Origin of the sequence: Vibrio fortis, from assembly GCF_000695685.1 — a bacterium.
GTDB lineage: Bacteria > Pseudomonadota > Gammaproteobacteria > Enterobacterales > Vibrionaceae > Vibrio > Vibrio fortis_A.
Map to the genome: position 1 here is coordinate 1 of NZ_JFFR01000022.1, position 11,815 is coordinate 11,815.

The 11,815-nt window shown below is 45.9% G+C and carries 10 protein-coding genes and 1 tRNA gene; 10 read left to right on the plus strand and 1 reads right to left on the minus strand.

Annotated features, from left to right (window positions below):
• Nucleotide 1: 1 nt before the first annotated feature.
• A tRNA-Gly gene (locus VFDL14_RS10650) sits at nucleotides 2–77 on the plus strand.
• Nucleotides 67–261, plus strand: coding sequence for a hypothetical protein (locus VFDL14_RS24850; protein ID WP_152549246.1), 195 nt, complete (start codon nucleotides 67–69; stop codon nucleotides 259–261). Before VFDL14_RS10650 ends, VFDL14_RS24850 begins: the two co-directional genes overlap by 11 nt.
• A 568-nt stretch (nucleotides 262–829) precedes the next feature.
• Here VFDL14_RS24850 and queG read toward each other — a convergent pair.
• Nucleotides 830–1,993, minus strand: a complete 1,164-nt coding sequence (gene queG / locus VFDL14_RS10645) for a tRNA epoxyqueuosine(34) reductase QueG (protein ID WP_032551484.1) — start codon at nucleotides 1,991–1,993, stop codon at nucleotides 830–832.
• A gap of 233 nt (nucleotides 1,994–2,226) precedes the next feature.
• Between queG and tsaE the strand changes: the two genes are divergently transcribed.
• The 8 genes from tsaE (at nucleotide 2,227) to hflC (ending at nucleotide 11,628) form a co-directional block, all read left to right on the plus strand.
• Nucleotides 2,227–2,691: a tRNA (adenosine(37)-N6)-threonylcarbamoyltransferase complex ATPase subunit type 1 TsaE gene (gene tsaE / locus VFDL14_RS10640; protein ID WP_032551485.1), complete on the plus strand. Its 465-nt coding sequence runs from the start codon at nucleotides 2,227–2,229 to the stop codon at nucleotides 2,689–2,691.
• Nucleotides 2,685–4,415: an N-acetylmuramoyl-L-alanine amidase gene (locus VFDL14_RS10635; RefSeq protein ID WP_032551486.1), complete on the plus strand. Its 1,731-nt coding sequence runs from the start codon at nucleotides 2,685–2,687 to the stop codon at nucleotides 4,413–4,415. Before tsaE ends, VFDL14_RS10635 begins: the two co-directional genes overlap by 7 nt.
• 33 nt (nucleotides 4,416–4,448) lie before the next feature.
• Entirely contained in the window at nucleotides 4,449–6,605 is a 2,157-nt protein-coding gene (gene mutL, locus VFDL14_RS10630) for a DNA mismatch repair endonuclease MutL (protein ID WP_032551487.1), read from the plus strand.
• Between the two features lie 83 nt (nucleotides 6,606–6,688).
• Nucleotides 6,689–7,621: a tRNA (adenosine(37)-N6)-dimethylallyltransferase MiaA gene (gene miaA / locus VFDL14_RS10625; RefSeq protein WP_032551488.1), complete on the plus strand. Its 933-nt coding sequence runs from the start codon at nucleotides 6,689–6,691 to the stop codon at nucleotides 7,619–7,621.
• 193 nt (nucleotides 7,622–7,814) lie between these two features.
• On the plus strand, nucleotides 7,815–8,075 hold the full coding sequence (gene hfq / locus VFDL14_RS10620; RefSeq protein WP_032551489.1) for an RNA chaperone Hfq: 261 nt from the start codon (nucleotides 7,815–7,817) through the stop codon (nucleotides 8,073–8,075).
• Between the two features lie 44 nt (nucleotides 8,076–8,119).
• The gene (gene hflX / locus VFDL14_RS10615) at nucleotides 8,120–9,427 is read left to right on the plus strand and encodes a ribosome rescue GTPase HflX (RefSeq protein ID WP_032551490.1); all 1,308 of its coding nucleotides are present in this window, start codon (nucleotides 8,120–8,122) and stop codon (nucleotides 9,425–9,427) included.
• A gap of 27 nt (nucleotides 9,428–9,454) precedes the next feature.
• A complete protein-coding gene (hflK, locus tag VFDL14_RS10610) occupies nucleotides 9,455–10,645 on the plus strand; it encodes an FtsH protease activity modulator HflK (RefSeq protein ID WP_032551491.1) in 1,191 nt (396 codons plus the stop codon).
• 2 nt (nucleotides 10,646–10,647) lie between these two features.
• Complete coding sequence (gene hflC, locus VFDL14_RS10605) at nucleotides 10,648–11,628, plus strand: protease modulator HflC (protein ID WP_032551492.1); 981 nt, start codon at nucleotides 10,648–10,650, stop codon at nucleotides 11,626–11,628.
• The last annotated feature ends 187 nt before the right edge of the window (nucleotides 11,629–11,815 follow it).

Genomic DNA, 11,815 nt, shown 5'->3' on the forward strand with positions numbered 1-11,815 from the left:
TGCGACACTAGCTCAGCTGGTAGAGCGCAACCTTGCCAAGGTTGAGGTCACGAGTTCGAACCTCGTGTGTCGCTCCAATTTAAAGTTTCATTGTACTTAACAATGCACCCCCCCCCCCCCCCCCCCCCCCCCCCCCCCCCCCCCCCCCCCCCCCCCCCCCCCCCCCCCCCCCCCCCCCCCCCCCCCCCCCCCCCCCCCCCCCCCCCCCCCCCCCCCCCCCCCCCCCCCCCCCCCCCCCCCCCCCATCTAGCTTGGATATAGGCTGTAAGCCTAAGCTCTTTCTTTAATGCTGCGAAGCATCATCCCTTAAAAAAGAAATCAATCCTCCAATACACTTGGTGGATATTTTTTTGTCTCAAATTTGTCTTAGCTAATGGAATGCTAATAACTATCAGGTTTCTAAAGAAGATATCTGAGGTTTTTCATATCTGTAAACAGACTTATCCACACTTTTTCTTGTGTGGATAACTTGGTTGATAAAGTTATTTCAGCCTTAATCCTCAAGTGCTACTGAAAAGATCCTTCCTAATATAATTTCTCTAAATTGTTCTGTTTTATTTTAAGTTGTTGTTTTTAATTGTTTTTGTTTGGTTGGGTAGGTAACTGGAAGGATCGTTAACTTGTTGTTTATTGATCTTAGTCATTTATCCGAACTGTGTTTAACTTTGCTGCTATGTGGAAAGTTTGAGGGAAATTAATTTCTTTTCCACATTATAAAATTTGAGAACAAGGTCAAACATTGTGCTTTAATTCTATGAAACAGCTTACCGTCATTTTGCCGCTAACCTTGGTGTATCAAGCTTAGCGACTGATATTCATGGTGAATACACTAAGCGTCTCTTGGCAGGCCTTTTTCTACAATTCGAATAAGTCGCTTTTTCTTGCTTTCAATCTTATTCACAGACTCTTGAGGAGAGATTGTTGAAAGGGCAGTTTGTACTGTATTGGGCAATTGTTGATTCTGCTTTTCTAACGCCCATTGGATATGTTCGTCGAGCATCTCATCATTACCTAAATGAGATTCTAAAATATCAATGATGCGTTGTTGGAAAGGCGCATTACCCATCGCAACGAATAAATTACGTAGCCATTGCGTATGTCCAATGCGTCGAATCGCAGAACCTTCCATCTTTTTCAGAAAGGTCGCTTCATCCCAGCTTGCCAGTGTTACTAGATCGATATCTTGGAATGCTTCACGGCGATGAAAGTCGCTTTGCTTACTAACATCTGCATGTCGATTCCAAGGGCAAACCAGTTGGCAGTCATCACAACCATAGATTCGGTTACCAATCGCTTCACGAAACTCGAGTGGAATAACACCATCGAATTCGATAGTCAGGTAAGAGATGCAGCGACGAGCATCCACAATACCTTCTTCCACAATGGCACCAGTAGGGCAAGAAGTCATACAAGCAGTGCATTTGCCACACTCTTCTGTATTCGGTTCATCCACAGGTAGTGGAATATTGACTAGCAACTCGCCCAAGAAAAACCATGAGCCTGCTTCTTTATCGAGAATGAGCGAGTGTTTACCCGTCCAACCTAGACCAGCCTTTTGAGCTAAAGGTCGTTCCAATATAGGTGCAGAATCGACGAATGGACGATAGTCCAAACCTTCAATCTCTTTTTCGATTTTCTGACCGAGCTTTTTTAACTGATTGCGAAACAGTTTGTGGTAGTCACGACCCAGCGCGTAACGGCTGATATAGCCTTGGGTGCTGTCTGCAAGGTTAGTCGCGAATTGAGCTTCAGGTGGTAGATAGTTCATGCGAGCGCTGATCACTCGTACTGTACCTGGGTGCAATTCATCAGGCCTTGCGCGCATCATGCCATGGCGTGCCATCCAATCCATATCGCCGTGGTAACCAGCATCTAGCCACGCTTGTAAAGCTGCTTCATGCTCACTTAAGTCGACATCACAAATGCCTACTTTTTGGAAGCCGAGCTCTTGTCCCCAAGTTTTAATTTGTTCAGCAAGGTGGTCTAGATTCATAGCTTGGTCGCAACTTTATTCATAGCCTGGTAATCAGTTTATATCTTGGCATGAGCGAAAATGGGGGCGGATCTTAACGGATCTTAATAGTGTTGACCAGAACAGAGGCAAATTCATCGCTATTTTTCATATTACTTACACTTGAATGCTTGTCTCTCAAAACCTTCACGGTTTACTATTCTTGTTCTTTTGATTTTTATATAGTCAACGATCGATTTTTAGAGAACGTATTCATGAGCACAAAACAATTTACTTTGAAAGATGAGCAAGCAACGATTCAACTGGGGACGGAGCTTTCAAATCTATGCTCACAGCAAACCACTATCTATTTGCATGGCGATCTTGGCGCAGGTAAAACGACATTTAGTCGTGGCTTTGTAAAAGCGCTTGGTCATCAAGGAAATGTAAAAAGCCCAACGTATACTCTGGTTGAACCATATCAATTGGCAGATTGGCAGGTATATCATTTCGATCTATACCGTCTTGCTGATCCTGAAGAGTTAGAGTTCATGGGTATTCGTGACTACTTTACTCCTGACGCTATCTGCCTCGTTGAGTGGCCAGAGAAGGGTGAAGGTCTATTGCCAGAAGCTGATCTTGATATCGATATCCGTTACCAAGATGATCACCGAATCGTCTCTTTAACCGCTAACAGTGAATATGGACAACGCTTACTTAGTCAGTTGGAGTTATGTTGATTTCTAAACGCCTTCTTTCCACAGTGGCCATGATGGCCGCTGTTTTCTCATTGTTGTTTTCTTCCCTTGCTGCTGCGAACTCTTTAAAAGGGTTGCGTGTGTGGCCTTCCCCTGAAGAAACCCGAGTTGTTATTGATCTAAAGTCTGAAGCTGATTTTAGCTATTTTACTTTGACCAGCCCCAACCGTTTGGTGGTTGATCTTAAACGTACCAATCTCGCGACCAAATTGCCGGTCACCGTTACAGATAGCCCTGTATTAAAAAAGATTCGCAAGAGTTCTCCTCCAGAGAAAACAACCTACCGTTTAGTGTTTGAGCTGAAGAAGTCTACAAAAGCAGAAATCTTCAAATTGAGCCCAACTCCGGGTGGTCAATATGGCCACCGTTTGGTGATCGATCTTCCACATGGTGAAACGAAAAAATCATCGTCTAACTCAAGCTCTTCGAGCAGTTCAACAGTGAGTAAGAGCATTGATCAGGTTCAGCGTAAAAAAGATATTTTGATCGTGATTGATCCTGGACACGGTGGTGAAGACCCAGGCTCAATTGGACCGTCTGGCAAGTATGAGAAGAACACGGTTCTGAGTATTTCCAGGAAGGTAGCGGCTAAGTTAGAAGCGGTTCCTGGCATTAAAACTCGTATGACTCGTAATGCTGATTACTTTGTAAATCTCAACCGTCGTGTTGCGATTGCTCGTGAAAATGAAGCGCACCTGTTGATTTCGATTCACGCAGACGCATTCACAACGCCTCAACCTCGTGGTGGTTCTGTATTCGTACTCAATACTCGTCGTGCTAACACAGAAATCTCCCGTTGGATTGAGAACAAAGAGAAACAATCGGAGCTCTTGGGCGGGGGCGGTGCGGCTTTCACCAATAACATTGATGATAAGAACGTTAACCAAACGCTGTTAGACCTACAATTTAGTCACTCTCAAAAAGAGGGCTATAAATTGGCAACGGAAATCCTGTCTGAGATGGGTAAAGTGGCTAAGCTGCATAACCGCAAGCCAATCAACACCAGTCTAGCGGTATTGCGTTCACCACAAATTCCTTCGGTGTTGGTAGAGACTGGCTTTATCTCAAACCCGACAGAAGAGAGATTGCTTTTCCAGCGCTCACATCAAGATAAGCTAGCGACCGCGATTACAACCGCGGTGGTGAAATACCTGAAAGCGAACCCTCCAGAAGGAATAGTGCTATCCAACACAGCAAGACCTACATCTGCTCCAGTCGCTTCTACGATTACTCATAAGGTGTCGCGCGGTGAATCACTGTCAGTGATTGCGAAGAAGTACGGAACTACCACTCAAAACTTGGTAGCGATGAACAACCTAAAATCAACAAGCTTGGCTATTGGCCAGAAGTTGAAGGTTCCAGGGACTAACCAGAGCACAAGTAACAATGTTGAACGACGCACGGTGACTCATGTGGTTCAGCGCGGTGAGTTCTTAGGTGGTATCGCTAATAAATATGGTGTGACCGTTTCAGCAATCAAGCGCGAGAACAATCTAAGATCTGACGTCTTAAAAGTAGGTCAAAAGCTTAAGATCACCATTAGCGTTAAGGCACTACCACTACGCAAACATAAAGTTGTGCGCGGCGACTACCTTGGCAAGATCGCCTCTAAATATGGGGTGACGGTAGACAGCATTCGTAAGGCAAACAAACTGCGCTCTGACGGCTTAGCCGTTGGGCAAGTTTTGGTGATTCCTCACAAATAATCAGTAGAGAGCCAGAGTGAGCAGGGAACCATTATGACGATTAAGATATTACCAGCGCGTCTTGCTAACCAAATTGCAGCCGGAGAAGTGGTCGAAAGACCTGCTTCGGTTGTTAAAGAGTTGGTGGAGAACAGCTTGGACTCTGGTGCAACCCGAATCGACATTGATATCGAGAAGGGCGGCGCCAAGCTGATTCGTGTTCGTGATAATGGTAAAGGTATCGTCAAAGATGAACTAGGGTTGGCGCTAAGCCGACATGCGACATCAAAGATTCATACCCTAGATGACCTTGAAGCGATTGTGAGTCTTGGTTTTCGTGGTGAAGCACTCGCGAGTATTAGCTCGGTAGCGCGTTTAACCATGACATCGCGACCAGCGACGCAAGACCAAGCGTGGGCAGCGTATAGTGAAGGGCGTGACATGGCGGTAAAACTACAGCCAGCTGCACACCCAATCGGCACCTCCGTCGAAGTCTTGGACCTATTCTTCAATACGCCGGCAAGACGTAAGTTTCTGCGTACTGAAAAAACCGAATTTACTCATATTGACGAGCTGCTAAAGCGCATTGCCTTGAGCCGCTTTGATGTGACGATTAATCTGCGCCATAACGGCAAGATGATCCGCCAATACCGAGCGGCGAAAACAGAAATTCAAGCCGAAAAACGTATTGCGGCTGTATGTGGCAATGCGTTTGTGCGCCATATGCTCAAGATTGAGTTAGAGCACCAAGGGCTTAAACTCCATGGCTGGATCACCACACCAGAAGGTGCGAGACAGCAGAGCGATTTGCAATACTGCTATGTGAATGGTCGTATGATGCGCGACAAGCTGATCAATCACGCGATTCGTCAAAGCTATGAGACCAGCCTACGCCCTGATCAATTTGCTACCTACGTGCTGTTTATTGAGCTCGACCCGCATCAAGTGGATGTTAACGTTCACCCAGCCAAGCACGAAGTACGTTTCCATCAAGCGCGTCTGGTGCATGATTTTATCTATCAAGCGTTAAGCGATGGATTGGCGCAAACCAAACAGATTGAAGCCGCACCACTCAATCAATCTGCTTTTCACCAAGTGCCTGAATCGAGTGATGAAGCCACTGGTTACTCTGAAGCTGTTAATCACTCAGAGGGTCTTGATACCTTTGTTTCGCCACAAACCTCACAGCCCTCTTCGCCAATAGGTGCTGCTCAAGCGTCGGAGCGAGCAAGAGAGGCGATCGATAAGACACCTGCTTATCCAAGAAAAGCGGAATCAGAGCATGCTCAAGAGTCGGTTCAAGATCGTGCACCGAGTTATAGCCAGAGTCGCCCAAGAGCGGGCTCTCAATCAGAGGGCGAACGAAGTTCCGGTTATGGTGGTCGAGTTGAACAAGCGACCAGCTTTACGGGCTCTCCGCGTCAGGAGTGGATTGAATCTCGTCCTGCGCCAAAACCTGACAAGCCTTCGAACCAACATCATGCAGAACCGGCACCGTCTAAGCGTGAAGTGAAAGCCTACAAAGAGCTACTGCAAACACCAGAGTTTCCAAACTCAACAGCAGGTGACAGCGCGCTTTCAAAAGATTCATCCTCGAGGGCAGCTCCTGTAGCAGAACACCCACCGGTTGAAAGGCCGATCATTGCCGAGCTTGGCAAAGCGATTACTGTGGTGAACCAGCAGTATTTAGCGATGGGAAGTAAAAATGGCTGCTTGTTGTTATCACTGGCGAAAGCAGAATATTTGCGTGTGGTGGGGCAATTGAACACCCAACATGGCGCTTTGAAAAGTCAGCCTTTATTGGTGCCTCTATCGATGAAACTTGGTAGTGAGTTGGTTGAGGTGATGAGAACACTGAGCCCTCAACTGAACTTGTTAGGCATTGAGCTTAAAGCTAGAAACAGCGAAGCGATTATGGTGATGGGAGTGCCATCACCTCTAAGGCAGCAAAACTTACAAACTTTAATCCCAGATCTGTTATCGTACGCGGCTTCGCGCAATATCCAACCCAACGACGTTCAAAGCATGCAACAGTTGGTCAATTGGATTGGTATCCAAACCGCGCAGGTAAAAAGCGACTACACTTTATCTGAAGCGGTTCAATTAGTTGGGGAACTTGAACAGCTCTGGCACGGTCTACTTCCATTAGATGATCCTGAGTTTGTAAACCCAGTTGATTTTTCAGCGACCATTGCAGCATTTACGGTTTAATTTATTGAGTTGCGCGGTAAGTTTGCGCAGCACTAAGCTCTGAAAAACAGAGCGCTCTAACAGAGAAGCAAAAAACAAATATCATGACTCAGAAACTACCTTTAGCACTGTTTTTAATGGGGCCAACCGCATCAGGTAAAACAGATCTAGCCATTCGCCTACGTCAGAAGTTCCCGGTAGAGATCATCAGTGTGGACTCGGCGTTGATCTACAAAGATATGGATATTGGTACTGCGAAACCAGACGCAGAAGAGTTAGCACTTGCACCTCATCGCTTGATCGATATTTTAGATCCAAGTGAATCCTACTCTGCGGCAGATTTTCGTCGTGATGCGCTCAAAGAGATGAACGACATCGTTGCAGCAGGAAAAATACCATTATTGGTCGGTGGTACTATGCTTTACTACAAGGCATTGTTAGAAGGGCTATCCCCTCTACCAGCGGCAGACCAAGAGATTCGTAAACAGATTGAAGCAGAAGCAAACGAGCACGGTTGGCAAGTTATGCACGATCAATTAAGAGAGATTGATCCAGTATCTGCAGAAAGAATTCATCCGAATGATCCACAAAGATTGTCAAGAGCATTGGAAGTTTTTCGAATTTCGGGTAAAACATTAACAGAGCTAACTCAAACGAAGGGCGATAGCCTGCCATTTCGTGTGAAGCAATTTGCTATAGCTCCCAAGGAAAGGGCTGAACTGCATCGTCGAATTGAACTGCGTTTCGAGAAAATGATAGAGGCAGGTTTCGAAGATGAGATGAAAGCTTTATACGCTCGAGACGATCTTCATCCTGATCTACCATCGATCCGTTGCGTAGGGTATCGTCAGATGTGGGACTATTTAGATGGGAATTGTGACCTTGACGAAGCGGTATTCCGTGGAGTCTGTGCAACCCGTCAATTGGCCAAGCGCCAAATCACCTGGTTACGCAGTTGGGATGATTTGACTTGGTTAGATAGCGAAAACATTGAACAAGCGCTAGAAACTCTTTCAGATGCAATAGCATCTGACTAGCATAGCTGTGTATAATGTGATCGCTTTTGCGTGAATATACTCTGGAAAGGATCCGTTATTGAGGCTTTTTAAACTTACAGCCTTTCAATAACAACGGAGTTTTTTTATTCGTTTAGCTCAGATGCAAAGGCCGCACCTTTTTGTGCACCACTAGCTAAATAATTACAACAAAATACAAAATAAGGAAAATAAAATGGCTAAGGGGCAATCGCTGCAAGACCCATTTCTAAATGCACTACGTCGTGAGCGCATTCCAGTATCTATCTACCTTGTAAACGGCATTAAGCTGCAAGGTCAGATCGAATCTTTTGATCAGTTTGTGATCTTACTGAAGAACACAGTAAACCAAATGGTTTACAAGCATGCTATCTCTACAGTGGTTCCTGCTCGTGCAGTTAGCCACCACAGCGGTGAGCGTGCACCAGCTGATCGTTCAGAGAAATCTGAAGATTAATAGTTCAATCAATACAGCTAAAGCTGTAATAAGGAGTTGGTTGCTTGTTTGACCGTTATGAATCCGGTGAGCGAGCCGTACTTGTTCATATCAACTTCACGCAAGAGGGTGAATGGGAAGACTTAAGCGAATGTGAAATGCTGGTCTCCTCTGCGGGGGTAGAAACACTACAAGTGATTACTGGTAGTCGTCAGTCCCCGCACCCTAAATACTACGTCGGAGAGGGTAAAGCCCAAGAAATCGCTCAAGCCGTTCAGCTAACTGGGGCTGAAATTGTGATTTTTAATCACGCCCTCTCTCCTGCCCAAGAGCGCAACCTAGAGCACTTGTGTAAGTGTCGTGTGATTGACCGCACTGGTCTTATCTTAGATATCTTCGCACAGCGTGCGCGAACTCATGAAGGTAAGCTACAAGTTGAGCTTGCTCAGCTTCGTCATATCTCTACTCGACTGATTCGCGGTTGGACTCACCTTGAGAGACAAAAAGGTGGTATCGGTCTTCGTGGTCCAGGTGAAACTCAACTAGAAACGGATCGACGTCTGTTGCGTGACCGTATAAAAGCGATATTGCGTCGTTTAGCTAAGGTAGCTAAGCAACGTGAACAGGGCCGCCGTGCTCGTAATCGAGCTGAAATCCCAACCATTTCTCTTGTTGGTTATACCAACGCAGGGAAATCAACACTGTTTAACCAGATCACCCGTGCTGGTGTTTACGCGGCAGACCAACTGTTTGCAACGCTAGACCCAACACTACGCAAAATCGATCTGACTGATGTAGGTCCGGCAATCCTTGCAGATACTGTAGGATTTATTCGTCACCTACCGCACGATTTAGTCGCGGCATTTAAAGCAACGTTACAAGAGACGCAGGAAGCTGACATTTTGTTACATGTTGTTGATGCCAGTGATGACCGCTTTCGTGAGAATATTCAGGCAGTTCATGATGTATTAGAAGAAATCGATGCTCATGAGGTGCCAACCCTTGTAGTCATGAACAAGATTGACTGCATGGAAGACCAAAAACCTCGCATTGAACGAGACGAAGAGGGCGCACCACGCGCTGTTTGGGTCTCGGCAATGGAAGGGGAAGGCATTGAATTACTGTTTGAGGCGCTGACAGAACGTCTAGCAAGCCAAATGGTTCAATATCGACTGTGCATTCCACCTCAACATCAGGGTCGTATTCGTAGTCTGTTTTTTCAGTTGAAATCTATTCAACAAGAAGAATATGATGAAAATGGTAACCTGTTGATAGATATCCGAATGCAACAAGTGGATTGGTCTAAACTAGAAAAAAGAGAAGGGGCACTCTTAGGTGACTTTATCGTTACCACAGAGACTGCTACAGTATAACGTCATATCAAATGATGGAGCTTTCTAATGGCGTGGAATGAGCCTGGAAATAACAACGGCGATAACGGCCGCGATAATGACCCTTGGGGTAATAAGAATAATCGCGGTGGCCGAGATCAAGGACCGCCAGACTTAGACGAAGTGTTTAACAAACTGAGTCAAAAGTTGGGTGGCAAGTTTGGTAAAAAAGGTGGCAACGGTTCATCTGTTGGTGGCGGTGGTGCAATTGGCTTTGGTGTCATTGCAGTTATTGCTATCGCTATCTGGTTCTTTGCGGGTTTCTACACCGTAGGTGAAGCAGAGAGAGCTGTGGTACTTCGACTAGGTCAGTTCGACCGTATTGAAGAGCCGGGCCTAAACTGGCACCCTCGTTTCATCGACCAAATCAGCGATGAACAGCTGGTTAACGTTCAAGCGATCCGTTCACTGCGTGCTTCTGGCACCATGCTGACTAAAGACGAGAACGTAGTAACGGTTGAAATGGGTGTTCAATACCGTGTTTCAGACCCATACAAGTACTTGTATCGTGTTACGAATGCTGATGACAGCTTACGCCAAGCAACAGATTCTGCGCTTCGTGCAGTAATCGGTGACTCGCTAATGGATAGTATCCTAACCAGCGGTCGTCAACAGATTCGTCAAAGCACTCAAGAAACACTGAACCGCATTATCGACAGCTACGACATGGGTATCCTAATCGTAGACGTGAACTTCCAGTCGGCTCGTCCACCTGAGCAAGTTAAAGATGCATTTGATGATGCAATCGCGGCTCGTGAGGATGAAGAGCGTTTCGAGCGTGAAGCAGAAGCTTACCGAAATGACATTCTTCCTAAAGCAACAGGTCGTGCAGAGCGTTTGAAGAAAGAAGCTGTGGGTTACTCAGAGCGCACTATCAATGGTGCACTTGGTCAAGTAGCTCAGTTTGAAAAGCTACTTCCTGAATACCAAGCGGCTCCAGAAGTAACACGTAACCGTCTGTACCTAGATACAATGGAAAAAGTGTACTCAAGCACATCTAAAGTGCTGATTGACTCTGAATCGAGCGGTAATCTACTTTACCTACCGATTGATAAGTTAGGCGCTCAAGGTGGTTCTAAGTCGGGCTCTCGCTCTACTAAAGCACCATCAACTTACGATCAGATTGAACTAGAAACTCAAACTGAAACGCCATCGAGCTCTCAGTCTCGTTCAGATAGCTCACGTCAAGGGAGATACTAATAATGCGTAAGTTAATGATCCCTGTATTGGTTGTTGCGCTAGCACTGATGTTGATGTCTGTGTTTGTGATTCCAGAAGGCGAGCGCGGTATCGTGATTCGTTTCGGTCGTGTATTGAAAGATAACAACGACATCTCTCGAATCCACGAACCTGGTCTGCACTTCAAACTGCCTCTGTTTGACCGTGTGAAAACACTAGACGCACGTATTCAAACAATGGATGGCCGTTCTGACCGTTTCGTAACGTCTGAGAAAAAAGACGTAATCATCGATTCGTACGTGAAATGGCGTATTCAAGACTTCGGTCAATACTACCTAGCAACGGGTGGTGGTAACGCACTAACAGCGCAAGCACTTCTAGAGCGTAAAGTGACAGATGTACTTCGTTCGGAAATCGGTTCTCGTGAGATCAAGCAAATCGTATCAGGCCCTCGTAACAACGATGTTCTGCCAGATTCTGCTGACAGCGAGGAAGTAACAACGGTTGCTGCTGCTGAAGCGCTAGAGGTAGATGGTGAGCGTGACAAGATCATGGAAAATGTTCTTGCGGATACACGTGAAAGTGCACTGAAAGATCTAGGTGTGGAAATTGTCGACTTCCGTATGAAGAAGATTAACCTTCCAGACAACATCAGTGACTCAATCTACAAGCGTATGCGTGCAGAGCGTGAATCGGTTGCTCGTAAGCACCGTTCTCAAGGCCGTGAGCGTGCAGAAGTAATTCGTGCACAAGCTGAACTAGAAGTAGCAACAGTACTGGCAGAAGCTGACCGTACTGCGCGTGTTACTCGAGGTGACGCAGACGCAGAAGCAGCGAAGATTTACTCTGACGCATACAACAAAGATCCTGAGTTCTTTGGCTTCATGCGTTCACTGCAAGCTTATGAATCATCATTTAGCGATAAGAGCGACATTCTAGTACTGGATCCGAAGACAGACTTCTTCCAATACATGAACAACGCAAAAGGTGTACAACCTCAATAAGCCAACAGGCTACATTGAATCTTTGTATTGCTAAGGCATAAAACAAAAGGCTCCTACGATGGGAGCCTTTTTTGTTTGTATCGACAATCTAGATGTCTTTCAATCCTTCTGATGTGACCCCATTAAAGTAGACACTTAATACGGAGTATTAAGTGTCATGAAAGTAAAATCACAAAGACAATATACA